The sequence below is a fragment of the Mycobacterium sp. NGS35 genome (genome assembly GCF_059812855.1).
This window is the reverse complement of the sequence record NZ_JCALDL010000006.1, coordinates 66,572-93,401: the sequence shown is the minus strand read 5'-3', so window position 1 is coordinate 93,401 and position 26,830 is coordinate 66,572. Positions and strand designations below refer to the sequence as shown.

General features: G+C 67.7%; 29 protein-coding genes. 14 read left to right on the top strand and 15 right to left on the bottom strand.

All coding sequences use genetic code 11. The annotated features are described in order from the left end of the window. Nucleotides 1-137: 137 nt before the first annotated feature. The 3 genes from AC5Y4C_RS12145 to AC5Y4C_RS12135 are packed head-to-tail and all read left to right on the top strand — an operon-like array spanning nt 138 to nt 1,642. Nucleotides 138-359, top strand: a complete 222-nt coding sequence (locus tag AC5Y4C_RS12145; RefSeq protein ID WP_499907216.1) for a CbtB domain-containing protein — start codon at nt 138-140, stop codon at nt 357-359. Nucleotides 360-362: 3 nt separating this feature from the next. Beyond that, the gene (locus tag AC5Y4C_RS12140) at nt 363-1,100 is read left to right on the top strand and encodes a CbtA family protein (protein ID WP_499961493.1); all 738 of its coding nucleotides are present in this window, start codon (nt 363-365) and stop codon (nt 1,098-1,100) included. Next, complete coding sequence (locus tag AC5Y4C_RS12135) at nt 1,097-1,642, top strand: histidine phosphatase family protein (RefSeq protein WP_499907211.1); 546 nt, start codon at nt 1,097-1,099, stop codon at nt 1,640-1,642. The genes AC5Y4C_RS12140 and AC5Y4C_RS12135 overlap by 4 nt, the downstream gene beginning before the upstream one ends. A 16-nt stretch (nt 1,643-1,658) precedes the next feature. Here AC5Y4C_RS12135 and AC5Y4C_RS12130 read toward each other — a convergent pair whose 3' ends face one another. Together AC5Y4C_RS12130 and mhuD are read right to left on the bottom strand one after the other, a co-directional pair. Continuing rightward, nucleotides 1,659-3,017 (bottom strand): serine hydrolase, encoded by a 1,359-nt coding sequence (locus tag AC5Y4C_RS12130; RefSeq protein WP_499907495.1) that lies wholly within the window; start codon nt 3,015-3,017, stop codon nt 1,659-1,661. Then, a complete protein-coding gene (gene mhuD, locus AC5Y4C_RS12125) occupies nt 3,001-3,318 on the bottom strand; it encodes a mycobilin-forming heme oxygenase MhuD (protein WP_499907209.1) in 318 nt (105 codons plus the stop codon). Before mhuD ends, AC5Y4C_RS12130 begins: the two co-directional genes overlap by 17 nt. Here mhuD and AC5Y4C_RS12120 point away from each other — a divergent pair. Beyond that, complete coding sequence (locus AC5Y4C_RS12120) at nt 3,317-4,099, top strand: alpha/beta fold hydrolase (RefSeq protein WP_499907206.1); 783 nt, start codon at nt 3,317-3,319, stop codon at nt 4,097-4,099. The genes mhuD and AC5Y4C_RS12120 overlap by 2 nt on opposite strands. On the opposite strand, the gene AC5Y4C_RS12115 is transcribed toward AC5Y4C_RS12120, so the two are convergent. After that, nucleotides 4,073-4,327, bottom strand: a complete 255-nt coding sequence (locus tag AC5Y4C_RS12115) for a hypothetical protein (protein WP_499961494.1) — start codon at nt 4,325-4,327, stop codon at nt 4,073-4,075. The two genes, AC5Y4C_RS12120 and AC5Y4C_RS12115, sit on opposite strands and share 27 nt — an antisense overlap. Nucleotides 4,328-4,398: 71 nt before the next feature. Here AC5Y4C_RS12115 and AC5Y4C_RS12110 point away from each other — a divergent pair, with 71 nt between their 5' ends. Beyond that, on the top strand, nt 4,399-5,385 hold the full coding sequence (locus AC5Y4C_RS12110) for a GlxA family transcriptional regulator (RefSeq protein WP_499961496.1): 987 nt from the start codon (nt 4,399-4,401) through the stop codon (nt 5,383-5,385). Here AC5Y4C_RS12110 and AC5Y4C_RS12105 read toward each other — a convergent pair. Then, a complete protein-coding gene (locus AC5Y4C_RS12105) occupies nt 5,334-6,266 on the bottom strand; it encodes an iron-sulfur binding domain-containing protein (protein ID WP_499961497.1) in 933 nt (310 codons plus the stop codon). The two genes, AC5Y4C_RS12110 and AC5Y4C_RS12105, sit on opposite strands and share 52 nt — an antisense overlap. Before the next feature lie 37 nt (nt 6,267-6,303). On the opposite strand from AC5Y4C_RS12105, the gene AC5Y4C_RS12100 reads away from it, so the two are divergent. Then, nucleotides 6,304-6,936, top strand: a complete 633-nt coding sequence (locus tag AC5Y4C_RS12100; RefSeq protein ID WP_499907197.1) for a carbonic anhydrase — start codon at nt 6,304-6,306, stop codon at nt 6,934-6,936. A 60-nt stretch (nt 6,937-6,996) separates the two neighbouring features. Next, complete coding sequence (locus AC5Y4C_RS12095) at nt 6,997-7,770, top strand: hypothetical protein (protein WP_499907195.1); 774 nt, start codon at nt 6,997-6,999, stop codon at nt 7,768-7,770. 7 nt (nt 7,771-7,777) lie between these two features. On the opposite strand, the gene disA is transcribed toward AC5Y4C_RS12095, so the two are convergent. Genes disA through AC5Y4C_RS12080 form a run of 3 tightly spaced genes read right to left on the bottom strand, consistent with a single transcriptional unit; the run spans nt 7,778 to nt 10,893 of the window. Then, nucleotides 7,778-8,890, bottom strand: coding sequence for a DNA integrity scanning diadenylate cyclase DisA (gene disA / locus AC5Y4C_RS12090; protein ID WP_499907193.1), 1,113 nt, complete (start codon nt 8,888-8,890; stop codon nt 7,778-7,780). Then, nucleotides 8,887-10,293 (bottom strand): DNA repair protein RadA, encoded by a 1,407-nt coding sequence (gene radA, locus AC5Y4C_RS12085; RefSeq protein WP_499961499.1) that lies wholly within the window; start codon nt 10,291-10,293, stop codon nt 8,887-8,889. The genes disA and radA overlap by 4 nt, the downstream gene beginning before the upstream one ends. A gap of 33 nt (nt 10,294-10,326) precedes the next feature. After that, nucleotides 10,327-10,893: a copper chaperone PCu(A)C domain-containing protein gene (locus AC5Y4C_RS12080; RefSeq protein ID WP_499961501.1), complete on the bottom strand. Its 567-nt coding sequence runs from the start codon at nt 10,891-10,893 to the stop codon at nt 10,327-10,329. Nucleotides 10,894-11,211: 318 nt separating this feature from the next. Between AC5Y4C_RS12080 and carD the strand changes: the two genes are divergently transcribed. The 5 genes from carD (at nt 11,212) to rlmB (ending at nt 15,282) form a co-directional block, all read left to right on the top strand. After that, nucleotides 11,212-11,700, top strand: coding sequence for an RNA polymerase-binding transcription factor CarD (carD, locus tag AC5Y4C_RS12075; protein WP_011731020.1), 489 nt, complete (start codon nt 11,212-11,214; stop codon nt 11,698-11,700). Between the two features lie 27 nt (nt 11,701-11,727). Further along, the gene (gene ispD / locus AC5Y4C_RS12070) at nt 11,728-12,393 is read left to right on the top strand and encodes a 2-C-methyl-D-erythritol 4-phosphate cytidylyltransferase (RefSeq protein ID WP_499961502.1); all 666 of its coding nucleotides are present in this window, start codon (nt 11,728-11,730) and stop codon (nt 12,391-12,393) included. After that, nucleotides 12,390-12,866 carry a 2-C-methyl-D-erythritol 2,4-cyclodiphosphate synthase gene (gene ispF, locus AC5Y4C_RS12065; RefSeq protein WP_499961504.1) on the top strand — a complete coding sequence of 159 codons (477 nt, stop codon included), beginning with the start codon at nt 12,390-12,392 and terminating at the stop codon, nt 12,864-12,866. Before ispD ends, ispF begins: the two co-directional genes overlap by 4 nt. A 76-nt stretch (nt 12,867-12,942) precedes the next feature. Further along, the gene (gene cysS, locus AC5Y4C_RS12060) at nt 12,943-14,340 is read left to right on the top strand and encodes a cysteine--tRNA ligase (protein ID WP_499961751.1); all 1,398 of its coding nucleotides are present in this window, start codon (nt 12,943-12,945) and stop codon (nt 14,338-14,340) included. Further along, complete coding sequence (gene rlmB / locus AC5Y4C_RS12055; RefSeq protein WP_499961505.1) at nt 14,341-15,282, top strand: 23S rRNA (guanosine(2251)-2'-O)-methyltransferase RlmB; 942 nt, start codon at nt 14,341-14,343, stop codon at nt 15,280-15,282. A gap of 19 nt (nt 15,283-15,301) precedes the next feature. Here rlmB and AC5Y4C_RS12050 read toward each other — a convergent pair whose 3' ends face one another. The 7 genes from AC5Y4C_RS12050 to AC5Y4C_RS12020 form a co-directional block, all read right to left on the bottom strand. Beyond that, nucleotides 15,302-16,540, bottom strand: coding sequence for an SLC13 family permease (locus tag AC5Y4C_RS12050; RefSeq protein ID WP_500008431.1), 1,239 nt, complete (start codon nt 16,538-16,540; stop codon nt 15,302-15,304). Between the two features lie 13 nt (nt 16,541-16,553). Beyond that, on the bottom strand, nt 16,554-17,474 hold the full coding sequence (locus AC5Y4C_RS12045; protein WP_499907178.1) for an MBL fold metallo-hydrolase: 921 nt from the start codon (nt 17,472-17,474) through the stop codon (nt 16,554-16,556). Between the two features lie 46 nt (nt 17,475-17,520). Then, a complete protein-coding gene (locus AC5Y4C_RS12040; protein ID WP_499907491.1) occupies nt 17,521-19,137 on the bottom strand; it encodes an MCE family protein in 1,617 nt (538 codons plus the stop codon). Nucleotides 19,138-19,323: 186 nt separating this feature from the next. Next, entirely contained in the window at nt 19,324-20,094 is a 771-nt protein-coding gene (locus tag AC5Y4C_RS12035) for a LamB/YcsF family protein (protein ID WP_499907176.1), read from the bottom strand. A gap of 10 nt (nt 20,095-20,104) precedes the next feature. Next, on the bottom strand, nt 20,105-20,971 hold the full coding sequence (locus tag AC5Y4C_RS12030) for a metal ABC transporter permease (protein WP_499907174.1): 867 nt from the start codon (nt 20,969-20,971) through the stop codon (nt 20,105-20,107). After that, the gene (locus tag AC5Y4C_RS12025) at nt 20,964-21,752 is read right to left on the bottom strand and encodes a metal ABC transporter ATP-binding protein (RefSeq protein ID WP_499907172.1); all 789 of its coding nucleotides are present in this window, start codon (nt 21,750-21,752) and stop codon (nt 20,964-20,966) included. The genes AC5Y4C_RS12030 and AC5Y4C_RS12025 overlap by 8 nt, the downstream gene beginning before the upstream one ends. Next, complete coding sequence (locus AC5Y4C_RS12020; protein ID WP_499907170.1) at nt 21,749-22,648, bottom strand: metal ABC transporter solute-binding protein, Zn/Mn family; 900 nt, start codon at nt 22,646-22,648, stop codon at nt 21,749-21,751. The genes AC5Y4C_RS12025 and AC5Y4C_RS12020 overlap by 4 nt, the downstream gene beginning before the upstream one ends. Nucleotides 22,649-22,726: 78 nt before the next feature. Here AC5Y4C_RS12020 and AC5Y4C_RS12015 point away from each other — a divergent pair, with 78 nt between their 5' ends. Further along, the gene (locus tag AC5Y4C_RS12015; protein ID WP_499961507.1) at nt 22,727-23,821 is read left to right on the top strand and encodes an Rv3575c family transcriptional regulator; all 1,095 of its coding nucleotides are present in this window, start codon (nt 22,727-22,729) and stop codon (nt 23,819-23,821) included. Between the two features lie 12 nt (nt 23,822-23,833). Here the strand turns inward: AC5Y4C_RS12015 and kstR are convergent, their stop codons facing one another. Beyond that, nucleotides 23,834-24,439, bottom strand: coding sequence for a cholesterol catabolism transcriptional regulator KstR (kstR, locus tag AC5Y4C_RS12010; protein ID WP_499907489.1), 606 nt, complete (start codon nt 24,437-24,439; stop codon nt 23,834-23,836). A gap of 262 nt (nt 24,440-24,701) precedes the next feature. Between kstR and AC5Y4C_RS12005 the strand changes: the two genes are divergently transcribed. Further along, complete coding sequence (locus tag AC5Y4C_RS12005; protein ID WP_499961509.1) at nt 24,702-26,825, top strand: acyl-CoA dehydrogenase family protein; 2,124 nt, start codon at nt 24,702-24,704, stop codon at nt 26,823-26,825. Nucleotides 26,826-26,830 lie beyond the last annotated feature (5 nt).

Sequence of the window (26,830 nt, the reverse complement as noted above, 5' to 3'; positions counted from 1 at the left end):
CCCTAAGCTGCCCTTTGTACTTGATGGGCTGAGGAATCTGGTGAGACTCCAGAACGGTCGCGCCACTGTTTACAGTCAGACCCGACGTCCGTCACCTCGTCCGCTCACGGGACGCTCGATCCCGAAAGGAATGTGACATGGCATCAACCGACGCTCGCCCGGCACCCACCAAGGTGCGGGCCATTGACCTGTCCGCTGCCAGAGCCGCTCTGTGGCTGGCAGGCACGGTGTTTCTGGCTCTGCTGGTGGTCTATTTCGTCGGCTTCGACCAGGGCGCGGTTTCGATCTTCGGCAGCGACAGCCACGTGCACGAATTTTTGCACGACGCACGCCATCTGCTCGGCTTCCCCTGCCATTAAGGCGTGGAAAAGCAGCTCATAGCCCGCGGCCTCGTCGCGGGCGCTATCGCGGGTGTGATGGCTTACCTGTTCGCCCGCGCGTTCGTCGAGCCTTCCATCGGGCGGGCTATTGCCTTCGAAGACGCGCACATGGTCGGCCACGACCAGGGCGGGGAGTTGTTCACCCGTGCGGTGCAACAGAACATCGGAATGGGTTTCGGGGTCGTCGCATTCGCAGTGGCGATGGGCGCGCTGTTTGCCGTCGCGTTCCTGGTGACGTATGGCCGTGTCGGTGACCTGGGCCCGCGCGCGTTGTCAATGACGTTGGCGGCGTGCGCTTTTGGTGTGGCCGGGTTGGTGCCTTGGTTGAAGTATCCGCCGAATCCGCCGGCCACCAGTCTGGAGGAGACCATCCGCGAGCGCTCCGGCTTGTACCTGCTGATGGTGGTGCTGTCGGCGCTGTGCGCGATCGGCGCGGTGTGGCTGGGGCGGCGCCTGCTGCCGCGGTACGGCCAGTGGAGCGCGACGCTGATCGCCGTCTGCGCGTATCTGGCCGTGATGGCCGGCGTGATGACGGTGATGCCCGACATCGCCGAAACGCCAAGCGATTTCCCGGCTGACGCGTTGTACGACTTCCGGCTTCACTCCATGGGCACCCAGCTGGTCATGTGGCTCACCATCGGTGTGGTGTTCGCGTCGCTGAGCGCCCGAATGCTGACCGAACAGCCGAAGATGGAACGGACGCCGAGCCCCGCACGGTGAGCCAAGTCGTTCGGCTGACCTTGGTGTCGCACGCGATGACCGATGCGACGGCAGCCGGGCGATTTCCGGTCGACGAGCCGGTCAACGAGCTCGGCCGCCGGCAGACAGAGCCGTTAGCTCCATGTCTCGCAACGCAATTCGATGTCTGGTCGGGGCCGGAGCGGCGGTGTCGGCAGACCGCGCAATTGCTCGGCTTGGACCCCAGCCTCGATCCGCGGCTCGCCGACCTGGATTACGGCCGCTGGCGCGGCAAGACGCTCACCGATGTGCCGGCCGACCAGCTGGCGCTATGGCAGGCCGATCCGGCCAGTGCGCCGCACGGCGGCGAGTCGGTGACCGATCTGCTGTCGCGGGTAGCCGGTTGGCTGGGCTCGCTGACTCCGTCGCGGGTTGTCGCGGTAACTCATCCCGCCGTGATACGGGCGGCAATCCTGTTGGCTCTCGATGCGCCGCCGAAGTCGTTCTGGCGCATCAATATCGGGCCGGTCAGCCGCACGGAGATCAACTTCCGGGGCCAAGGCTGGACGCTGCGCCTGCTCTAGCGGAAGTCCACCGATTTCACGGCTGTCGCGGCAGCATCGCGAACACCTGCTTGGCGATCGATATCAGCCACGCTCCGGCGCTGGGACCGTGGAACCGTGGCCAGTTCAACTGGAAACTGACCACCCACGCCCGGGCGTGGTCGTCTTCGGCGTACCAGCTGAAAGTCAAGTCTCCAGGCAGATTTCCGGCCTTCGCCGCGATGTAGGGCCACTGCCGCCGATCCAGGTCGATTCCGGGGATCGCCGAGAGGATGTCACGCACCGGTGCGGCGGCCCCGACGGCGTGCGTCTGTAGCGCTGCATGCACCCGGCAGATGTCTTCGGCACTGCCGTACCACTCCGCGCCGTAAGCCGAGGCGGGCGAATGTGTGCGCTCCGGGTCCGGCTGATACGGGCGGGCATTCGTCTGCGCCAGCAGCTGCGCTCGGGCCTGCGGCTGGCCGGTGTCGACAGCGCTGCGCCACTGCTCACGCAGATCGGGCTCACCCCAGCCGACCGAGAACAACTCGTGCATGGTGGGAAACGGGGTCATGCTGCCCGGGTCGTGATGACCCGCCGCGACCAGCGCCCGTTCCACCGCGGCGGTACCCACCTTGTCGATCAGCAGATCGGTTGCCATGTTGTCGCTGTTGGCGATCATCTTCTCCGCCGCGGTGCGCACCGAAACCTGCGCGCCCGGTGCCAGCTTTTCCAGACCCGACGAGCCAACGGCCTTGGCGCGCAACGTAATCGTCAGCGTGTCGTCCCATGACAGCTTGCCGGCGCTCACAGCGTCTGCGACTGCGTGCAGCACATAGAGCTTGAAAATCGATGCCAGCGGCAAAGATTGGCCAGTGTTCGTGCCGGCAACCTTCTCGCAGCGACCATCGACGACCTTGGACACCTGGTAGGAGTAGCGCGCCCGGGACTTGGCCAACTCGGCGTCGACGTCGGCCCAGTCGTTGATCTTGGGCTGCTGCAGTTCGGCGTGGAACTGGTCGACCATTCCGTGCTCGTCGGTGTGGATGTCGATGTCCTGGCCGGCGCCGAACGAGTTGACCAGATGAAGCTTGACGCGCCCGGCTTTGTAGTCCACCCCCGACACGGTGAACGGCCTTTCCCACCAGAGGTTCTCCATGGTGTCGCGCACGCTGTTGACCATGTCCGGGGCGGCCAGCGTTGCCACTCCGACCGGTCCGATCGGCCAGTTGGAGTTGAGCATGTCGACGGTCTGCTTGGCGCGGAACCCCGGCGGGGTGTTCATGTTGATCGGCACGCCGGCAGTACTGCTGGTGACGCCGGACGACGCGGACGGCGTCGAACAGCTGCATACCAGGGCGACGGCCACCGCGGCCAGCGACGCTGCCGCCCGGCTCGCGCTACGACTTGGTGCCAGACCCCGCAACGTCCAACACAACCTCGAACTCCAGCAGAGACGCGCCCGTCGCCACCGGGTTGGCCCGTTCACCGGCGTGGGCATGCACCGCAGGCCCGGTGGCCCAGGCCTGAAACGCCTCTTCAGACTCCCACTGCGTCACCACGAAATAGCGGTTCTCGCCTTTCACCGGCCGCAGCAGCTGAAAGCCGAGAAATCCGGGCTGATTGTCGACGGCGTGCGCCCGATTGGCGAATCGCTTCTCGAGTTCGGGGCCGGCGTCCGGCGGCACCTCGATTGCATTGATCTTCACCACGGCCATGGGCTCAGGCTACCGTGCGGCCATGCTGACCTTCCGCGGCGGCCACGGGCGGCCACTGGTGTTGCTGCACGGCCTGATGGGCCGGGGCAACACGTGGCGGCGCCAGGTCCCGTGGCTCACCGAACTGGGCCGCGTCTACACCTACGACGCGCCGTGGCATCGCGGCCGCGACGTCGTCGACCCGCATCCGATCAGCACCGAGCGGTTCGTCGCCGAGCTCGGAGATGCGGTGGCGTCCGTGGGCGAATCGGTCACGCTAGTGGGCCACTCGATGGGTGGGCTGCACGGCTGGTGCCTGGCCGCCGAGCGCCCCGAGCTGGTGGCTGCGCTGGTGATCGAGGACATGGCTCCGGACTTTCGCGGCCGCACCACCGGGCCGTGGGAGCCGTGGCTGCACGCACTGCCGGTCGAGTTCGGCTCCGCACAAGACGTGCTGGACGAGTTCGGGCCGGTGGCCGGCCAGTACTTCCTCGACGCGTTCGACCGCACATCGACCGGGTGGCGGCTGCACGGCCACGTCGAGCGCTGGATCGAGATCGCCGCGGAGTGGGGAACGCGCGACTACTGGCAGTCGTGGCGGGCCGTACAGGCGCCGGTGCTGCTGATCGAGGCCGGCGACTCCGTGACGCCGCCGGGACAGATGCTGCGGATGCGTGAGATGGCCGAGCGCGCAGACTATCTCCGCGTTCCCCACGCGGGCCACCTGGTGCACGACGAGGCGCCACGGGAGTTCCGCGACGCCGTCACGGCGTTTCTAACGACGCTCGCCGAGCGCCCCTGACGCCGGCCACGACGGCTGCCGTTCAAAGCGAGTGCGGATGGCATCGAGCTCGTGCTGCATGCGGTAAGCGTCGGAGCTGTCGCCCGACAACCGGCCGCGCATCGGCGCCGACACCCGGAACTGCTCCATGCCGACGCGCAACTCGCTCGAGCGGTGCGCCGCCCAGCCCAGAACCACCGCAATGACGAACGGCGCCATCAGGATCGAGAACGTGAGCACAGCGGTCATGGCAGTAACTCTGCGCTACTCAACATTCCGCCAACAGTGGCAGCACTGACGTATCGCGCTAAAATACTGCCATGGCATTGAGATCGGTCGCGGTGTTGATTCTCGAGAAGCTGTCGATCTTCGAGTTCGGGGTCATCTGCGAGGTATTCGGTGTCGACCGCGAATCCGACGGAGTGCCCAACTTCGATTTCCGGGTGTGCGGGCCGCAGCCCGGGCAGCCACTGGAAACGTCAGTCGGCGCGAAAGTCATTCCCGATCACGGCTTGGACGGGCTCATCGGCGTCGACCTCGTTGCGGTGCCCGCGGTGCACCCCGCGGAAGGACCAGAGCCATACCCGCGCGAGGCGCTGGCCGCGTTGCGCGCCGCCGCCAAATCGGGTTCGACGATTCTGACCGTCTGTTCGGGCGCGTTCGTCGCCGGTGCGGCCGGGCTGCTGGACGGGCGCCGATGTACGACGCATTGGATGCACGCCGACGAGCTGGCGCTCACCTATCCGACCGCGCATGTCGACCGCGACGTGCTGTTCGTCGACGACGGCAACTTGATCACCAGTGCCGGCACGGCCGCGGGTATCGACGCGTGTCTGCACCTGGTCCGTCGGGAACTCGGCAGCAAGATCACCAACATCATCGCGCGCCGGATGGTGGTGCCCCCGCAGCGCGACGGCGGTCAGCGCCAGTTCATCTCGCAGCCGGTGCCAACCAGCTGCTCGCCGGGGTTCGCGCCGCAGCTGGACTGGATCCTCGCAAATCTCGACAAGCCGCACTCCGTGGCTTCGATGGCACGCCGCGCCAACATGTCGGCGCGCACGTTCGCGCGAAAGTTCGTGGAGGAGACCGGCACAACGCCGATGCACTGGGTGACCGAACAGCGGGTGCTCTACGCCAGGCAGCTGCTGGAGGAGACCGATCTTGACATCGACCGCATTGCCGAGCGGTGCGGCTTCGGCACCGCGACCCTGCTGCGCCACCATTTCCGCCGGCTGGTCGGGCTCACCCCGTCGGATTACCGGCGCAGGTTCGCCTGTCCGGATGCCTCGTGCGAGAAATCCGCTTGAGCAGCAAGGCTTTTGGTGCCCTCGCCGGCAAGCGCGTAACGACCGTCGGCCGTCTGCTCCACCAGCCCGTCGGCCAACAAAGACGCCAGAGCACGATCGCGCTGCGCCGGATCCGTCGGCCACGCGAGGTCCAGCTGTCCGCGTGACACCGGAAAGTCGTTGGCGCGCAAGACATCCAGCAACCTGCCACGCACCTGCCGGTCGGTGCCGGCGTAGGCCTGGGGACGACGCACCGGCGCCTCGGCAGGCGGTCGGCCCGCCGCTCGCCACGCGCAGCCGCTGAGCGGGCACACGCCGCAGCGCGGTGCGCGGGCGGTGCAGATCGTTGCACCAAGCTCCATCAACGCCACGGAAAAGGTTGGCGCACTGGCATTCTCAGGCAGTATCGCGGCAACGTCGGCGAGATCGCGACTGCTCGCGGCAGCGTCGGCGATGCCGTGGACCACACGGGCGAACACCCGGCGGACATTGGTGTCGACCACCGGAACTCGGTGTCCGTAGGCGAAACACGCGACGGCACGGGCGGTGTATTCGCCGATTCCCGGCAGCGTGCGCAGGGTTTCGACGTCGTCGGGCACCACGTCGTCGTGGTCGCGGGCAATCACCGTCGCGCACTCGTGCAGCCGCTTCGCACGGCGCGGATAGCCCAGCTTGCCCCACGCCCGCAGCACATCGGCTGCACTGGCCGCCGCCGTCGCAGACGGCGTGGGCCACCGTCGCACCCACGCTTCCCAGACCGGCTGCACCCGCGCCACCGGGGTCTGCTGCAGCATGACCTCGCTGACCAGAATCTGCCAGGGGCTCACGCCCGGCCGTCGCCACGGCAGATCGCGGTGAGCCACCTCATACCAGCCGATCAACTCGACACTGTCGACGGTCATCTGCCGTTCCGGACGGTCGCAGGGCACAATGTCACGCATGCCGACCACGAATCCCGCGTCCGCCTGGAAGTCACTCAAGGAGGGTAACGAGCGCTTTGTCGCCGGTAAGCCCGCGCACCCCAGCCAAAGCGTCGAGCATCGCGCCAGCCTGGCTGAAGGCCAGCGACCGACTGCGGTGGTGTTCGGCTGCTCCGACAGCCGGGTGGCCGCCGAGATCATCTTCGACCAGGGACTTGGTGACATGTTCGTGGTCCGGACCGCGGGCCACGTCCTGGACTCAGCTGTGTTGGGCTCGATCGAGTACGCCGTGTCGGTCCTCGAGGTGCCGCTGATCGTCGTGCTCGGTCACGACAGCTGCGGCGCAGTGAAGGCGACTCTCAATGCTCTCGACGAAGGCGTGATTCCGCGCGGATACGTCCGCGACCTCGTCGAACGGGTCACGCCGTCGGTGCTGACCGGCCGCCGGGAAGGTCTGCAGCAGGTAGACGAGTTCGAGGCACACCACGTGCGCGAGACCGCCGCGCAGCTGCTGAGCCGGTCGACCACGATCCTGGAGCGGATCCCGACCGGCGACCTGGCGATCGTCGGTGTGACGTATCACCTCGCCGATGGTCGGGTGGTGCTGCGCCACAGCGTCGGCGAGATCGGCGAGTACCCCGCGGGAAGTTAGCCGGGCGACACGCCGAGTCACGTCGGACGGCTCGCGGTGACCTGGCCTTACCGTGAGAACGTGCTGGATCTCGAACCGCAGGGCCCGCTGCCGGCGCAGATTTACTGGCGACGCCGCGCTCTCGCTGGCGGCATCGCGGTCGTCGTGATCGGCATCCTCGTCGCCGTCGTGTTCACTGTGCTGAGCAACGGCTCCGGCCCGGACACCAAACCGGCGGCCAAGCCCTCAGACGTGCCCGCCTCCCAAGCGCCCAATCCGCAGCCGGAGGTGAAGTCGCCGATCACGCCGCTGCCTCCGCCGCCGGTCCAAAATCCGACGCCCACAGCGGCTGTCATGCCGCCGCCGGTGCTGAAGGACGGTGACGACTGCCCGGATTCGACGCTGGCCGTCAAGGGCATCACCAGCCAGCCGCAGTACGTCTTCGGCGAGCAGCCGAAGTTCACGATGGTGGTCACCAACATCGGGTTGGTGGCATGCCAGCGTGACGTCGGCGCCGCTGTGCTGGCCGCCTACGTCTACTCGTTGGACAACCAGCGGCTGTGGTCCAACCTGGACTGCGCGCCGTCGAACGAGACTTTGGTCAAGAAATTCAGCCCGGGCGAGCAGGTGACCACCGAAGTGACGTGGACCGGCATGGGTTCGGCGCCGCAGTGCCCGCTGCCGCGTCAGCCGATCGGGCCAGGCACCTACAACCTCGTCGTGCAGCTGGGCAATCTGCGCTCGGCTCCGGTGCCGTTCATCATCGCGCCCGCACCCGCGCAGAACGAACCTCCCGCCCAGGGCCAACCCGTTCCCGGGCAGCCCGGGCCGGTCCAGGCGCCGCCGGCCGGCTGAGCGGGGTTCAGCCGAGCCTGTCGGCGATCGTCGACTCGGCCAGCTGCGAAAGGCCTTCGCGGATGTGCCGCGCCCACATCGCGCCGATGCCCTCGACTTTCTGAAGGTCGCCGGCGCTGGCGGCGAGCAGCCCTTGTAGCGACCCGAACGCGCGCACCAGCAGGTCGATGTGTGCGAACTGCAGCCGCGGGATTCCGGCCATTGCCCGGTATCCGCGTGGGCTCATCGGTGAGTCCTGCGCCTCCGCCGTGGATGGATAGCCGAAAACCTTCGACAGAGCGGTCAAGTCCAGCAGCTCGGTATCAGAAAGCTGGTCGAGCTCGTCGAGCGTGGAGGCCACCTGTTCGGCCGTCGGTGGCTCGGGGTTGGCGTGGTAGTCGCGCACGATCAGCTCGCGGGCCAAGTCGTTGCCGCCGACGAGTTCCTCGAGCTGCAGTTTGAGTTGGCGGCCGTCGGTGCCGAGCTCGACGACGTGCTCGTCGATCTCGAGGCTGATGCGCCGGACCATTTCCAGCCTCTGGACGACGGTCATCACGTCGCGCAGCGTGACGAAATCCTCGATCTCGGCGGTGGACAGTTGGCGGCTCACCTCGTCGAGGCGCGACTTGTAGCGCTCCAGGGTGGCCACCGCTTGGTTGGCCCTCGACAGGATGGTCGCCGAATCGGCCATCACATGCCGCTCACCTGCGACGTACACCGTCACGATGCTCATCGAATGGCTAACGGAGACAACGGGATAGCCTGTCTGAATCGCGGTGCGCTCCGCAGAGCGGTGCCGGGTTCCCGATTCGTCGGTGGGGATCGACGGGTCGGGAACCAGCTGCACATTGGCCCGAACGATGCGGCTGCCGTCGGAGGACAGCACCAACGCGCCGTCCATCTTCGACAGCTCCCGCAGCCGGGTGGGCGCGAAACGCACGTCCAGTGAAAAGCCACCGTCACAGATCGACTCGACCCGCTCGTCGTAGCCCAGCACGATAAGTGCACCGGTGCGGCCCCGCAGGATTCGTTCGAGCCCGTCGCGCAGCGGCGTGCCGGGCGCTAGCCGGCGCAGCGTCTCGCGAAGCGCCGGGTGCACCAACGGCGCCTTGGTGTTGTTGCTGCGGTCCGGCGTGGTCATAGCCAATGCGGCCTGTCGTCCTTCGGTGTCTGTGCTGGTTCCTTGACCGTAATCTCACCCAGCAACGCAAGCGCGCCGTTGATGGTTTTCGCCGGCAGCGCGCACATTCCCTCGGGCGCCGCTGTGACACCGTGCGGCACCAGCGCCGTGGTGAAACCCAGCCGAGCGGCCTCGGCGAGGCGGCGTTCCATGCCGGTGACTCGCCGCAGGTCACCGGCGAGACCGACCTCGCCGATCACCACCACCGAGGACGGCAGCGGGCGGTTGCGGCACGCCGAAGCCATGGCCAGGGCAACGGCCAGGTCGGACGACGGGTCCGTGAGGCGCATGCCGCCGACGGTGGACAGGTAGATGTCGGCGAGCAGCAGCGTCGGCATCTTGCTCCGCTTAGCCAGCACGGCGCTGATCATTGCGGCACGCGACGGGTCGATGCCGCTGACCGCCCGCCGGGGCGTGGTGCCGCTCGATTGCACGAGCAGCGCCTGCACCTCGCCGATCAGCGGGCGTTTGCCGTCGAGCGTGACCGTGACCGCGGTGCCCGGCACCGGTTCCGGACGCTGGTCGAGGAACAAGCCGGACGGGTCGGCGACGCACTCGATGCCGCCTTCGTGCAACTGGAAGCAGCCCACCTCGTCGGCCCCGCCGAACCGGTTCTTCACACCGCGCACCATCCGCAGCATCGACTGCCGGTCACCTTCGAAATGCAGCACGACGTCGACCAGGTGCTCCAGCGTTCGAGGACCCGCGATCGCGCCATCTTTCGTGACGTGGCCGACGAGGACGACCGCCACGCCGCTGCGCTTGGCCACCGCCATCAGCGCGGTGGTGACAGCCCGCACCTGGGTCACGCCGCCGGTGACGCCGTCGGCGTCGGTAGCGGACATGGTCTGCACCGAGTCGACCACCACGAGGCTCGGGCGCACAGCGTCGATGTGCGCAAGCACGTTGTCGACGTCCGACTCCGCGGCCAGATACACCTGGTCGTGGCTGCAGCCGGTGCGCTCGGCGCGCATTCTGATCTGCCCGGCCGATTCCTCGCCGGAGACGTACAGCGCTCGCTGGCCGCCGCTGGCCCATTGGTGGACGACTCTCAGCAGCAGCGTGGACTTGCCGACCCCCGGTTCACCGGCGAGCAGCGTCACCGATCCCGGCACCACGCCCCCGCCCAGGACCCGGTCGAGCTCGTCGACCCCGGTGGGACGGTGGCGGGTGATGTCCGCGGCGATCGACGTGATCGGCACCGCGGGTGAGCCGGGGCTCGTCGAGCGCTGCGCGCGCCCACCGGCCAGCGTGGCCACCTCGTCGACCGTGCCCCACGTGCCGCACTCAGGACACCGGCCCACCCACTTGGCGAAGTCGTGCCGGCACTCTGAACAGCGGTATTGGGTGCGCGTCTTGGCCACGCCGAGAAGGTATCGGGCGGGTCCGACAGATCGCTAGTGACCTTCTCCGGCCGGGCCTTGCTGGCGCGGCGTCCTCTCGCCAGCGGTCACTGGCACCGCCACCTTCGCCTCGCCGCTGCGCTGGAACTTGAACACGAATTCGTAAGTGAGGCCATTGCTGACCGGCTTGTCGAGCGTCACGGTCGCGGTCGCTGTGATCGCCTTGGTCGCAGCCTGCAGCTCCTCGGCCTCCGGACCCTCCGGCTTGCCGACGATCAGCGAGCGGCTGGCCGGTACCTCTGGGTCGGACGGGCTGAGCTTCACCGACCCGACATCGGAGGTGATGCTGACCAGTCGGTCGCTCTCGGTAGCCGACTGGTTTCCGGCGACGAACAGCAGATCGACGGTCTCTCCGGGCTGCACCGCAGCACTGTTCTGGTCGGCGCGGATGCGCACGTCGCGCAATGCGATGTCCCCGACGCTCGCGCTGGCGCCGTTGACCGCAGGTTCCTGGGTGGCAGTCTGGGACTGCTGGCCCGCACCGCAGCCGGTCAGCGTCGTGGCGATCAGCGTCGCAGCGGCGAAGCCGAACACGGATCCGCGGGTGGTGGAGAGGTTCACTGATGCCTCCTGGTCGGCATGAACTGGCACGGATTTCGGCCGGGCACCTGGCCGCCACTGTTCGACTATGCACAGTAGTAGGTCGGTTTTCGACTGCGAAGCGGGCGGGCCACAAATCGGTGCCAGCGGGTGGTCGGCGCCACTCGAGACGGCTACCTGCGGTGCAGGTCACTGGCTGTCGCGACAGCCGTCGGCAAGCATGTATTCGCCGGTCTGTCAACCCCCAATGTTCAGCCAAGGTGGCCCTGACCTGCACCGTTGTTCAACCCGTGTCACAGGCCCGTGTTAGCATGGAGTGGCGAAAGGGGCTCGAAACAGATGATTTTCAAGGTCGGAGACACCGTTGTCTATCCACACCACGGTGCTGCGTTGATCGAAGCGATCGAAACCCGGACCATCAAAGGCGAGCAGAAAGAATATCTCGTCTTGAAGGTTGCCCAGGGTGACCTGACAGTTCGAGTACCCGCGGATAATGCCGAGTATGTGGGTGTGCGCGACGTGGTCGGTCAGGAAGGTCTGGACAAGGTCTTCCAGGTGCTGCGGGCACCGCACACCGAAGAGCCGACCAACTGGTCGCGTCGCTACAAGGCCAACCTGGAGAAGCTCGCTTCCGGCGACGTGAACAAGGTCGCCGAGGTCGTACGCGACCTGTGGCGCCGCGACCAGGAGCGCGGCCTGTCGGCGGGTGAGAAGCGGATGCTGGCCAAGGCCCGCCAGATTCTCGTCGGCGAGCTTGCGCTGGCGGAGAACACCGACGACGCGAAGGCCGAAACCATCCTCGACGAGGTTCTGGCCGCCGCCTCCTGACGGCATGTCGCCCACTAGGCGGCACCGATGACCACGGTTGCGGTCGTCCCGGCCGCAGGCTCTGGCGAGCGGCTTGGAGCGGGCAGACCCAAGGCATTCGTTCACCTCGCGGGGAGGACGCTGCTCGAACGGACCCTCGACGGCCTGCGAAACTCGCAAGTGGTCGACGCGGTCGTCGTCGCAGCGCCCGCCGATCGCACCGACGAGGCGAAGCTGATCCTCGGCGCCGACGCGACGGTGGTCGCCGGTGGGCCGGACCGCACAGAATCGGTGCGACGTGCGCTGGCTGCGGTCGGCGAGCCGGAATTTGTGCTGGTTCACGACGCTGCCCGCGCGCTGACCCCGCCTGCGTTGATCGCACGAGTCGTCGACGCCCTGCGGGACGGCTGTCAGGCAGTGGTTCCCGGCCTTCCAGTGGCCGACACCATCAAGGCCGTCGACGCCAACGGAGACGTGATCGCGACGCCGGCTCGGGCCGGGCTGCGGGCAGTGCAGACGCCGCAGGGCTTTCACACCGCACTGCTGCTGCGCGCGTACGAACGCGCCGAGACGGCCGATTTCACCGACGACGCGTCGATGGCCGAAAACATCGGGGCGCGGGTTCACGTCGTCGACGGCGATCCGCTGGCTTTCAAGATCACCACCGCATTGGATCTGCTGTTGGCGGAAGCAGTGGTGGGGAGACAGGCGTGACCGGCTTGCGGGTGGGTCTGGGCACCGACGTGCATCCCGTTGAAGCGGGCCGGCCGTGCTGGCTGCTGGGATTGCTGTTCGACGACGCCGACGGGTGCAGCGGCCATTCCGACGGTGACGTCGCCGTGCATGCGTTGTGCGACGCGCTGCTGTCGGCCGCGGGCCTGGGTGACATCGGCGCTGTCTTCGGTGTCGACGATCCGCGCTGGGCCGAAGTGACAGGCGCCCAGATGCTGGGGCATGTGCGAGGTGAGCTGGCCAGCGCGGGTTTTCGGCCTGTCAACGCCGCGGTGCAGGTGATCGGGAATCGGCCTAAGGTCGGTCCACACCGGCAGCGCGCGCAGGAGCTGCTGTCGGATCTCTTGGGCGCGCCGGTGTCGGTGTCGGCGACGACCACCGACGGGCTCGGCTTGACCGGTCGCGGTGAAGGTTTGGCCGCGATCGCGACAGCGTTGGTCATCGCCGACGAATAGGCCGGTAAGCTGGCACGTCGTGACCGATCGCGCTCAGGCTGTCGGGTCGGCCGCCCCATCGGCTCGACCTCCCGCCATGCGGCTGTACGACACCTACGCCGGTGCCGTCCGCGATTTCGTGCCGCTGCGCGACGGGCACGTGTCGATCTACTTGTGCGGCGCCACCGTGCAAGGCCTTCCCCACATCGGGCACGTCCGAAGCGCCGTGGCGCTCGACGTGCTACGCCGGTGGCTGATGGCACACGGCTACGACGTCGCATTCATCCGCAACGTCACCGACATCGACGACAAGATCCTGATCAAGGCCGCCGATGCCGGCCGGCCCTGGTGGGAGTGGGCGGCCACGCATGAGCGAGCCTTCACCGCCGCCTACGACGCGCTGGGCGTGCTGCCCCCGTCGGCGGAGCCTCGGGCCACCGGCCACATCACGCAGATCGTCGAGTTGATCGAGCGGCTGATCGAACGCGGCCATGCCTACCGCTCAGAACGGGACGCCGACGTGTACTTCGACGTGCTGAGCTTCCCCGACTACGGCAGGCTTTCCGGCCACCGGATCGACGACGTTCACCAGGGCGAGGGCGTCGGCGCCGGTAAACGCGATCAGCGCGACTTCACGCTTTGGAAGGCGGCCAAGCCGGGTGAGCCGTCCTGGCCGACACCGTGGGGCCGTGGGCGTCCCGGATGGCACTCCGAATGCGTCGCCATGGCACACGAATACCTTGGCTCGGATTTCGACATCCACTGCGGCGGGATGGATCTGGTGTTCCCGCACCACGAGAACGAGATCGCGCAGGCGTGCGCGGCCGGCGACGGCTTCGCCCGGTACTGGCTGCACAACGGCTGGGTCACCATGGGCGGCGAGAAGATGAGTAAGTCGCTTGGCAATGTGTTGTCCATTCCGGCTGTGCTGCAACGTGTTCGGCCCGTCGAGTTGCGGTATTACCTGGGCAGCGCGCACTACCGGTCGATGCTCGAGTTCTCCGAGACGGCGCTGCAGGACGCCGTCAAGGCCTACACGGGCATCGAGGATTTCCTGCACCGGGTCCGCACCCGCGTCGGTGCGGTCGTGCCGGGCAAGTGGACAGCGGGGTTCGGGGCGGCACTCGACGACGATTTGTCGGTGCCGATCGCGCTGGCCGAGATTCACAATGCTCGTGCCGAAGGCAACCGGGCCCTCGAGTCGGGCGATCACGAGACCGCGCTGGCCCGGGCCGGCGAAATACGCGCGATGATGGCGGTTCTGGGCTGCGACCCGCTCGACGAGCGATGGGAAACCCGCGACGAGACGTCGGCCGCGCTGGCAGCCGTCGACGTCTTGGTGCAGGCCGAACTCGAGCGCCGTGAGGCGGCACGGGCCCAGCGGAACTGGGCACTGGCCGACGAGATCCGTGACCGGCTGAAGCAGGCCGGCATCGAGGTCACCGACACTGCCGACGGGCCGCAGTGGACCCTGACCGACGGTGACAAGAAGTAGATGCCCGGAAACTCCCGGCGCCGCGGCGCGGTACGAAAAGCCGGCACCAAGAAGGGCCCCACCGTCGGCTCCGGCGGTGTGCGCCGCCGCGGTCTCGAGGGGCGGGGCGCCACTCCGCCGGCTCACCTGCGACCGAACCACCCGGCGGCCAAACGTGCGGCCGCCAAAGAAAAGTCGCGTCGCACCGGAAAGAAGACCGACGACACCGAGATTGTCCTCGGCCGCAACCCGGTGCTGGAATGCTTGCGGGCCGGAGTACCGGCGACCGCGTTGTATGTGGCGCTGGGCACCGACGCCGACGAGCGGTTGACCGAATCGGTGCGGCGCGCAGCGGATTCCGGCATTCCGATTCTGGAAGTGCCGCGCACCGATCTGGACCGCCTCAGCGCCAACGGGCTGCATCAGGGCATCGCGTTGCAGGTGCCGCCGTACCAGTACGCTCATCCCGACGACCTACTGACTGCGGTTCGCGACGCGTCATCGCCCGCACTTCTCTTGGCGCTCGACAACATCTCCGATCCCCGCAACCTCGGGGCGATCGTCCGGTCAGTCGCAGCCTTCGGCGGCCACGGTGTGGTGATCCCGCAGCGGCGCAGCGCGGCCGTCACCGCGGTGGCGTGGCGCACCAGCGCCGGCGCGGCGGCGCGCGTGCCGATCGCTCGGGCGTCGAATCTCAATCGGACACTTCGTGATTGGGCTACCACCGGGCTATTCGTCGTGGGGTTGGATGCTGACGGTGACACGACGATCGACGACTTGGATGCCGCTGGCGACATAGTGATCGTCGTCGGCTCGGAGGGTAAGGGGTTGTCGCGGTTGGTCCGCGAACACTGCGACGCGGTGGTGTCGATTCCGATGGCCGGCCCCACCGAATCGCTGAACGCCGCAGTCGCCGCCGGTGTGGTGCTGGCCGAGGTCGCACGCCAGCGCCGCCGCCGATAGCCTCTCAAGGGTGCAACCGTCACGTCCCGAGGATGTGTAACCCTGCCCACAGCGCCAGCACCGCCAACACCAAAGTGATCGGCACCGTGCACAAACCGAGGCGGACGAAGCGCCCGATGCCGTCTTCGGCGGCGTTGTCGCGCAGTACATTTCTCCACAGCAGGTTGGACAGCGAGCCGATGTAGGTCAGGTTGGAGCCGACATTCGTGCCGATCAGCACCGCGAGCACCGACGCCGCGCCGCCGCCGCCGACAAGAGGCAGCAGCAGCAGGACTGCCGGCAGGTTGTTCACGAGATTGGACAGCACCGCGGCGATCGCCGCCAACGCGAGCAGCGCAGGCAGCCCATTGCCGTTGGGCAGCAGATCTCGTGTCGCAGTGTCGAGCCCGTTGACCATCGCGGCCCGCACCACGACCCCGAGCGCCAGCACGAAAGCCAGGAACGGCACATTGGCTGCACGCACCACCTCCGGCAGCGTGCCCGTCCGCCGGATCAGCCCCCGCACTGCAAGCACGGCCGCGCCCGCACACGCCACCCATGCCGGCGACACTCCCACCAGTGACGCCGCCGCGAACCCCGTCAGCGTCACACCCAGCACCGCCAGCGCGAACACCGGCGGTTGCGGGCGGTCGGGAAGCTCGTGGGCGGCCGCCGGCGCGGACAAGTCGCCCGCGAAAAACCGCCGAACGACGAGGTATTCCGCGGCAATCGCTACCAGCCACGGCGCCGTCATCAAAGCGGTGAACCGGGTGAACGACACCCCGGCCGCCGTGAACGCCAACAGGTTGGTCAAGTTCGACACCGGCAACAGCAGCGACGCGGTGTTGGCCAGATGAGCGCTGGCGTAGCTGTGCGGTCGGGCCGGCAGCCGCAGCATGCGGGCAGTGGCCAGCACTACCGGCGTCAGCAGCACGATCGTCGCGTCCAAACTCAGCACGGCGGTGGTCAGCGACGCGATCACGAACACCTGCCGCAGCAGCCGCCGGGGCTGTCCCGCACTGCCGCGTGCCATCACCATGCCGGCCGCCCGGAACACACCCTCGTCGTCGCACAGCCGCGCCAGCACCAGCACCGCGGCAAGGAATCCGACAACGGGAAGAAGCCGGGCCACCTCGTCGACCGCATCGCGCAGCGAAAGTGCCCCGACCGCAATCAACAGCAAAGCCGCGGGCACCGCCACGACGTCCTCGGTCCAGCCCTTCGGGCGCAGCAACGCGAACGTCAGCACCACGGCCAGCAGCGCCAGCGAAAGTAGCAATCGCCAATCCGCCTCAGGCCCAAGGGTCTTCAGGCTGCCACAACACCGGCAGGTGCAATGCCACGTCGTCTGCCGCAGCGAGCCGCGACAGCACCCGGATGGTGGCATCCAGATCGTCGGCCGCATACGGCAGCGCGCGGATCGGCTCGGTGAGCGGGCGGAAGAAGTCGTCCCAGTGGATCATCACCACCCGACGGGCGCCGACGGCACGCACCACTTCGTTCCAGTAGTCGACCAGGTACTGCTCGGGCAGTACCCCGAGCTGTCCCACGCCCAGATAGACCACATCGGCGCGCTGTCCGGCCAGCGCGCCCTCGACGAACCCGGCGCTGCCCTGAACCAGCAGCCGCCGATCCGTTGGCCGGTGACGAATCAGCACGGACCATGCCTCACCACATTTGTAGGCCGACGCCTTGACTGGGGGCACCACAGGCTCGGTGATCACACCCGGAAACCGGTCGGGCGGTGAGTGTTTCGACTCGATCAGCGTCACTTCGTAGGCACCCAGGGTGATCGGCTCACCTGAGATCGCGACGACGATGCGGTCGTCGGGTAAGCCGTAGCCGCGGCCGATGTTGGCTGCCGACTCACCGCCGACGAGCTCGGCGTCGGTGCGTGCGGCCACCACCGCGGAGTCCAGCGCATGGTCGTAGTGGGTGTGCACCGGAATCACCGCATCCAGTTTGCGGACACGGGTCCGTTCCAGGCAGCCGATGATCCGCTCCAGCGACGGTTCCACCCGCCGCAACACCACGGTCGACAGGCTCGGCCGCGAGAAGAACCCGTCGGTCATCAGCGCCGAAGTGCCGTCGCTGACGAGAAGTGTCGCCACGCCCAACCACGTCACCGAAAGAGGAGCGTCGGCCTCGGCGGGCGGCACGTCGAACCGCTTGGTGAAGTCCTCGACGAACGGGCGGCCGAGCTTGAGGCGCATGGCTCAACCCTACGGCGAATCCCGCGACGCTGTTGCGGGCGGCGGATCAGCCGGCCGGGGTGAGCATGTCCTTCCAGGCGTCGTCGGCGACGTTGGCGGAATCCTTCACGCTGTAGCGCGAGCCGTCGGGTGCGACGACCTCGCCGCTCTGCGGGTTGTAGATCGCCGTGGGAAGCTGCCCCGGCGTATAGGTGCACGGGTTCGGCTGCTGACCGCTGCACGCCACACTGCCCTGCCCGGGCCGCGACAACGGATCACTGACCGGCATCGGCGGACGAATCATGTTGGCGGGCAACGGGTTCAAGCCGTTGTTGACGCTGGGCGCCGGGATCACCCGACCGGGCTCCACCGGCTGGTCACAGCGCGCCGCCGGTGCCGGGCAGGTCAGGATCTGGTTCGGATCGCCGTACCACGGGTTGGTGCCCATCGGCACATACGGCTCGTTGCTGCGGCACTCCTGCGGCGATGCGGCCCGTTTACCCGGCACGTCGGCGCACGGATAATTACGCGCGCCGCGAACCGCGAGACCCTGGTAGTCCTTCGGGATCTTGCAGTAGATCCCGGTCGGCAGCGGCGCTGGCGAGGTGTCGGCAGGCGCGCGCCACTGCGACGGCGGCAAAAAGCCAGTCAGGCACGGCGGCGGACTGTTGAGGGCAGCACCGAAACCCGGCGGAACAGCCTGCAGGGTCAACGCAGAGGCACCGATGCCCACGAACAACGGGCCGAGCGCGAAGTTGATGATGCCGTAGCCGGGGAAGACCGTTCCTGCCTCGAGCTGACTCGCGCTCTGTGGGAAGTAGACGAACGCCTGTTCGACGCCCTTGTGGTAGCGCTTGAGCAAGTCGATGACGATCTCGAGGTTGGCCAGTGTCTGCGGCAGCGAGTCACGCACATCGGAGAACACCGCGTTGAGCTGATCGGCGGTGGGGGCGGCCTGCTGCAAACCGCTGCGCAGTGCCGCGTCCTGCTCAGCGGCCTGGGTGCCGATCGAATTCAGGTTGGCCGCCCAGGTTTCGATGTTGTCGCGCGAATTCACCTGCGAATCCAGGATCGGCGACGAGTTGGCGATGATGTCGTTGACCGGAGTCAAGTTGTCACGGAAGTCGCTGGCAATCGCGGTGGTCGAATCCACCAGCCGCTGCAGCGCCGGCCCCAGCCCACCGACCGCTTGTGACGTCTCGTCGAGCAACGTGGCGATCTTGTCCTTGGGCAGGGCCGCGAGCCCGCGATTGGCGGCGTCAAGGGCCGGGCCGACGTCGGACGGAATCGTGGTCTTGGTGATCGTCTGACCGTCCCGGAAGTGTTTACTGGAGTCGCCGCTGGCGGAGACGATGTCGACGTACTGCTCGCCGACAGCCGTCACGGAATGCACGTTCGCGGAGGCGTCCAGCGGCAGCTTGTACCGGTTGTCGATGCTCAGCGTTGCGCGCGCCCCCCGCTCGGTGGGCTGGACGTCGGTCACCCGCCCGATCATCGCGCCCCGGTATGTGACGTTGGCGGTCTCGTAGAGCCCACCGGATCTCGGCAGATCGACGTACAGCGTGTACTGGCCGATGCCTACGCGCTGTGGCAAGTGAAGGTAGTGGAAGCTCAAAGCGCCGAGCGCCAGCAACGTCAGCGCCAGAAAGATCGCGAGCTGAAGGCGAATGAACGGCGTCAGGATCGGGTCGCCTTGGCCCGTCCACCGCATCGGTTCCTCCTCGCCTCACGCCGAGCGACGGGGCGCTTCCCGTGTGCGGGGGACACCGGTGTCTGACCTCGCGATGAGTCGGAACTGTACCCGATGACGGTAACGCGCACGCCGCAACAGACAAACTATCGTGATCGTGGATTCGACGTTCCTTCGGGTTCAGACGAACGGTTGCAGCGTGACGCCGTCACTGATCAGTCGTTCGCGCACCGCGACGGCCAACTGCACTGCATCGGGCGAATCACCATGCACGCAGATGGATTCCACGTTTACCGGGATCACCGAACCGTCGATCGCGGTCACCTCTGCGCGCATCACCATCGTCGACACGCGCTGCGCCACCGTGTCCGGGTCGTGGATCACCGCACCCGGATACCGACGGGATACGAGTTGGCCGTCGGGCCGGTAGGCGCGATCCGCGAACGCCTCAGCGACACAGCGCAATCCGAGCGCAGACGCCGCCTCGAACAGTGCGGACCGCGCCAAGCCCAGCACCGGTAGCGAATCGTCGACCGCATGCACCGCCTCGGCGATCGCCCGGGCCTGGGTCCGGTCGGTGACGGCGGTGTTGTACAGCGCCCCATGGGGTTTGACGTAGGACACTTTTGATCCCACCGCATGAGCGATCGCCTGCAGCGCACCGATCTGGTAGATCACGTCGGCGGTCAAATCCGGTGCGGCGACGTCGATGTAGCGGCGGCCGAAGCCCGCCAGGTCGCGATAGCTGACCTGCGCGCCGATCCGTACACCCTGTTCGGCAGCTGCGCGGCAAGTCCGGACGAGCCCGGCCGGATCGCCGGCATGAAATCCGCAAGCCACGTTCGCGCTTGTGACCACTCGCAGCATCTGCTCGTCATCCCCGAGCCGCCACACTCCGAACCCTTCGCCGAGGTCGGCGTTCAGATCGACCGTTCGCTGGGGGGCCGGCACAAGTGCAAGCCTAGGTGTGCGCCGGTGACTGATGTCGACGTTCGACGAGCCAACACACCACGAAAATCGCGAACGAGATCGTCGTGACGAAGACCGAGATCGGCACACCCGGGGCCAGCGACAGCACGATGCCGCCCACCGCAGCAAGCTCGGCGAACAGCACCGACACCGCAATGGTGGGCATCGGTGCCGAACATACTCGCGCCGCTGCTGCGGCAGGAGTGATCAGTAGGGACATGACCAGCAGGGCGCCGACGATCTGTACGCCCTGCGCAGCGACGACGCCCACCAGCGCCGCGAACACAATGCCCAGCACGCGCACCGGGACACCGCGCGCCGCGGCCACCTCCGGGTCGACGGTCGCGAACAACAGCGGCCGGTATGCGACCACGAGCACGATCGCGAGAACCACGGCGACGACGACCAATTGGGCCAGACCGGAATAGCCGACCCCGACGATCTGGCCCGTCAGCAGTGCGAAACTGGTCCCTGCCCGACCCGGGTAGAGGTGGATGAACAACACCGCAAGGCCCAAGCCGAAGGCCATCACCACGCCGATGGCTGAATCGCGTTCTCGCGCACGCTGTCCCAACACGCCGAACAGCACCGCGGCGATCAAGCTTCCCAGCAGCGCGCCGACTCCGACGTTGAAGCCTGTCAACAGTGCGAACGCCGCTCCCGTCAAAGACAATTCGGATGAACCGTGCACCGCGAACGACATCTGCCGCATGACGATGAACGGCCCGATCAGTCCGGCCGTCAATGCCAGCAGCGCGCCGGCCACGATTGCCTGCTGCACGAAGTCGCGGCTCAGCAGGTCCGCCGTGACGTGGAGGTCGAACAGCTTGTCAAGCACGCGAGCGATGTTGTCACTCATGGCAATAGCTCCGGTTGCCCACCACCACGTATTGCCCGCGTATTCGCAGCACGTCGACATCGGCGCGGTACAGCTTCGACAGGTTCTCGGTAGTCATCACCTCGTCCACGGTGCCGACTCGGAACCTGCCGTCGACCAGATACAGCACCCGGTCGACGAAGGGCAGCACGGGGTTGATGTCGTGGGTGACGAACACCACCGCAGTCGCCGCGTCGCGCCGCCGCTTGTCGATCAATGCCGAGACCTGTTGTGCGCTGGCCGGATCAAGGTTCAGCAGGGGCTCGTCACACAGCAACAGAAGGGGATCTCCGGCCAGCGCCTGAGCGATCCGCAGCCGCTGCAGTTCGCCGCCGGACATCACGGAAAGCGGCGCCTTGGCCAGATGCTCGGCGCCCACCGCGGCAAGCGCGCTGTCGACGGCCGAGTCGTGCTGCCGCCGAATCGTTCGGCGAATGGTCCATCCCCAGCGGTGTCCGTCGACCCCCAGGCGCACTAGATCAGCGCCGCGCATCGTCAGTCCGCGCTCCGCGCCCCGATGTTGCGGAATGTAGCCGACGGTGCTGCGCCCCGACGAAACAGGCTGCCCCGCAATAGAAACCGCGCCGGTCGTCAACGCTAGCTGGCCCGTGAGCACCTTCAGTAGTGATGTCTTTCCCGAGCCGTTGGGCCCCAGCACGGCGACGAATTCGCCGCGGTCGACGGTCAGATTCAGGCTGTCCCAGAGTACGCGGTCGCCGAACGCGAGGCCGGCGTCGCTGAGCTGGACGAGGGGCGTGCTCACTGGCGGTGTGCGTCGATCCGCTGCAGCGCCGCGCTCAACTGCTCGACGGTGTGCCGTTGCCACGACACGTAATCCGTTCCGGCGGGCAGTGTCTCGCGCACCTCCACGACCGGCACGCCTGCCGCGTTCGCAGCATCTACCACCCGGCGCGTCACCGACGTGTCGGTTTGCGGGTTGGACAACACCACCTGCACGCCGTGGGTATTCACCAGATCCAGTACTGCCGCGATGTCGGCGGGCGCAGGATCGGCGTCGGCGGTCACCGCTTTGTAGTAGCCCTCCGGCGTCTTGTCCACCAGCCCCGCCGCCACCTGGAGATAGTGGGCGACGTCCTCGGTCGCAATCACGCCGGCACCGCGGTGTGCGGCGGCGATATCGCGCTCGGTGGCGGAGATGGCGCGCAGCTGGTCGGTGAACGTTTCGGCGTTGGCGCGGAAGTCGGCGGCGTGAGCGGGATCGGCGGCGCCCAGTTGGTCGGCGATCGCGTCAGCCACTCGGTTGACGGTGTCGAGGTCGTAGAAGACATGCGGATTACTTCCCGGCTGATACCCGCCGACCGTGAACGCCTCGATGCGCTTCACCGCGCCGTTCTGCTTCAGCACCGGCGCGACGAACGCGTCGTAGCCGCCTCCGTTGTAGACCACCAGGGCGGCGTCGGCGATCGCGGCGGCGTCGGCGGGGCTGGCGTCATAGGAGTGCGGGTCTTCGGCGGGGTTGTCGATGATCGCCCTGACTTGCACATGCTCGCCGCCCACTGCTGCAGCGACGGACCCCCACACCGTGGTCGACGCGACGACGCTGAGCTTGTGCGACTGCTCGGACGACGGCGTGCACGCGGCGACGGCAAGCACGACCGCAGCCCACACGACCGCGGCCAGCCCCATCACCCGACGCATGCCTCGCCTCACTTAAATGAAAACCGTTTCCATTAATGTAGCGCATCTCAATGCATGGATGCGCTAACGTCGGAGAGCATGGCCAGGACGGGCGGGCACCGGCGGCGGGCCACGCTGGATTCTCTGGCCGCCGAGCTCAACGTCTCGCGCACCACGGTCTCCAACGCGTACAACCGACCGGATCAATTGTCGGCCGGTCTGCGTGAGCGGGTGCTGCAAACCGCGAAGCGACTCGGCTATCCGGGTCCCGATCCGGTGGCGCGCTCGCTGCGGACCCGGAAGGCCGGCGCGGTCGGCCTGGTGCTCACCGAGCCGCTGAACTATGCATTCAGCGATCCCGCGGCGGTGAGTTTCGTCGGCGGGCTGGCGGAGTCCTGTGAACAGGTGGGCCAGGGACTGCTGCTGGTGGCGGTCGGGCCCGCACGCAGCATCGCCGAAGGGTCGCACGCCGTGCTCAGCGCAGGTGTGGACGGCTTCGTCGTCTACTCGGTGGCCGACGACGACCCCTATCTGCAGGTGGCGCTCGAACGCAACCTGCCTGTCGTCATCGTCGACCAGCCCAAGGACGTCGCGGGTGCGTCGGGTGTGTGCATCGACGACCGGGCGGCGATGCGGGAACTCGCGGATTACGTTGTGCGCCTTGGGCATCGGGACATCGGCCTGCTGACCATGCGGCTGGGCCGTGAGCGCAGGACGGCGGCCGCGTCGGTGGCGACGCCAGAGCGGTTGCGCTCAGCGCATTTTCACGTGCAGCGGGAACGCATTCACGGCGTGCGCGACGCGATGGCGGCCGCCGGCCTCGATCCCGACTCGTTGACCGTGGTGGAGAGTTACGAGCACCTGCCGACGTCGGGTGGCGCGGCCGCAGAGGTGGCGCTGGAAGCCAACCCACGCATCACCGCACTGATGTGCACCGCGGACGTGCTGGCGCTGTCGGCGATGGACTACCTGCGAGCGCGCGGCGTCTACGTGCCGGGGCAGTTGACGGTCACCGGTTTCGACGGCGTGCCCGACGCATTGCGTCGGGGGTTGTCCACCGTCGCCCAGCCGAACCTCGAAAAAGGCCGTCTGGCAGGCAAACTCCTTCACACACCGCCCCGCAGCGGGCTCCCGGTCAACGAGGTGCTGCCCACGGAACTGGTACGCGGCCGCACTGCCGGACCTCCGGCCTGACCGCTCGACCGGTCAGATCTTGGGGTGGTCTTCGTCGCCGATCAGTAGACGCACGGCCAGATCCAGCCGCTTGCTCACGTCGGTGGCCGAGGCCCGCCGGGTCAGCCATGCGAGCAGATTGGACAGCCACACGTCCGAGATGACCCGGGCGATGTGGTACTGGTCCTCGGTCGGCTCGCCGTCGCTCATCGCCCGCGCGAACATGCTGTCCATCAGCTTGCCGACGTGGTCCACCTCGCCGGCCGCGGACGCGTCGGCGAATACGAATGCCCGCGTCATCGCCTCGGTCAACAGCGGGTTGCGCTGCATCGCCCGGTTCAGCCGGCTGATCATCTGGTGCAGTCGCTGATACGGCGTGCCGCCGCCCAGCGACATCCGGTCCGTTTTGGCGTCGATCCGCTCGAACTCCCGCCCCAGCGCAGATACCAGCAGATGCACCTTCGACGGGAAGTACCGATACAACGTTCCGACCGCCACGTCGGCTCGTTCGGCCACGGCGCGCATCTGCACCGCCTCGTAACCGCCCTTAGAGGCGATAGCCAACGTGGCATCCAAGATGCGCTTGCGACGCTCCCGCTGAGCCTCCGAGCCGAGTTCGGATTCGGCCAGGGCGGCCACCGTCAGGACCTGGGGCTGACGCGGTTCGCTCGACGAGCCGGAACTGGCGTGTGCTGGCGTCGACATGCGGTAAGCGGCTCCTTGTCTTCGTCTACGAGAAGAAACGATACGCATTCCGGCCGTGGATTTCTCGCCGGGAATCGGCCCGCCTACGCTCGTGTCCTGCTCGGATGCGTGCCGGTTCGCCAACCGGCACCCGTACTATTAGAACACGTTCTAGTAGGCTGCACGTGTCTTTACCTCACGGCTTAGGAGGCTGACCGTGGCAGCAGCGTCTCCAACTCGGGCAAGCAGCTCGCCGGACGACCAGGCCGCCGCCAGAGAGCTGGTGCGTTCATGGGCACCCGGATCCGGGGCTGTCGCAGCCGCGCGGGCCGTCGAGCAAGGCGATCCCGATGCCTGGCAGAAGCCGTTCCGCGGGCTGGCCGAACTCGGCTTCTTCGGGGTCGCGGTGCCCGAGTCACTGTCGGGCGCCGGTGCCGGCGTCGCGGACTTGTGCGCGATGCTCGAGGAGGCCGCCTACGCGCTGGTGCCCGGGCCGGTGGCCACCACCGCGCTGGCCACGCTGCTGCTTGACGACGAACACGTGCTCGCCGAAATGATGTCCGGACAGCGCAGCGCCGGCGTCGCCCTCGACGGCGACCTGAGCGTCGGCGACGGTCGTGTCAGCGGCACCCTGCCGGTTGTGCTGGGCGGCAGGGCCGGCGACTACGTCGTGGCCGCGGCAGGCGAGCAGTGGCTGCTGGTCGACACCAGCGCCGACGGCGCGACGGTCGAGGTGCTGACGGCCACGGACTTCTCGCGCCCGCTGGCGCGCGTCGTGCTGGACTCTGCACCGGCGGTGACGCTGACCGTCCCGGGTCGGCGCGCGCACGACCTCGCCGCCACGGTGCTCGCCGCCGAGGCCGCCGGGGTGGCCCGCTGGGCGCTGGACACCGCCACCGAATACGCGAAGGTCCGCGAACAGTTCGGCAAGCCGATCGGCAGCTTTCAGGCGATCAAGCACATCTGCGCGGAGATGCTGTTGCGGGCCGAGCAGGCGTCGGTGGCAGCGGCCGACGCGGCCCGGGCCGCCGACTCTGACGACCGGCAGCTTCCGGTGGCCGCGGCCGTTGCAGCTGCGGTGGGGATCGACGCCGCCAAGGCCAACGCGAAGGATTGCATACAGGTGCTCGGCGGCATCGGGATCACCTGGGAGCACGACGCGCACTTGTATCTGCGCCGCGCACACGGTATTTCGCAAGTGCTCGGCGGCCGGTCGCGCTGGTTGCGCCGGGTCGCCGCCCTCACCCGCGATGGAGTCCGCCGCGAATTGCACATCGACCTCGCGGCCGTCGAGGACCTTCGGCCGCAGATCAGAGCCGCAGTCGTGGAGGTGGCCGCGCTGCCCAAGGAGAAGCGTCAGGCCGCGCTGGCCGACGCGGGTCTGCTGGCGCCGCACTGGCCCAAGCCGTACGGCAGAGACGCCTCGCCGGCCGAGCAGTTGCTGATCGACCAGGAGATGGCCGCGGCCGGGGTCGACCGCCCTGATCTGGTGATCGGCTGGTGGGCCGCTCCGACGATCCTCGAACACGGCAGCCCGGAACAGATCGAGCGCTTCGTGCCCGCGACCCTGCGCGGCGAGCTGACCTGGTGCCAGCTGTTCAGTGAACCCGGCGCCGGCTCGGACCTTGCCGCGCTGCGCACGAAAGCCGTTCGGGCAGAAGGGGGTTGGCGGCTCACCGGGCAAAAGGTGTGGACGTCGGCCGCGCACAAGGCGCACTGGGGGGTGTGCCTCGCGCGCACCGATCCGGACGCCCCGAAACACAAGGGCATCACCTATTTCCTCGTGGACATGAAATCCGAGGGCATCACGATCCGGCCGCTGCGCGAAATCACCGGCGACGAGCTGTTCAACGAGGTGTTCTTCGACGACGTGTTCGTGCCCGACGAGATGGTGGTCGGTGAGGTCAACGACGGCTGGCGGCTGGCGCGCACCACGCTGGCCAACGAACGTGTCGCAATGGCACACGGCACCGCGCTCGGCAATCCGATGGAGCAGCTGCTGGCGACGGTGTCGCAGGCCGACCTCGACCCCGCCGAACAGGATCGGCTCGGCGCGTTGATCGTGGCGGCGCAAGTGGGCTCGCTGTTGGATCAGCGGATCGCCCAACTGGCCGTCGGCGGCAAGGATCCCGGCCCGCAAGCCAGCGCCCGCAAGCTCATCGGTGTGCGCTACCGCCAGGAGCTGGCGGAATTCCGAATGGACCTGTCCGAAGGCGCGGGCATCGTGGAGAACCGCGAAGTCCACGACTTCCTCAACACCCGTTGCTTGACCATCGCCGGCGGCACCGAGCAGATCCTGCTGACCATGGCCGCCGAGCGGCTGCTGGGGCTGCCGCGCTGAGCGCG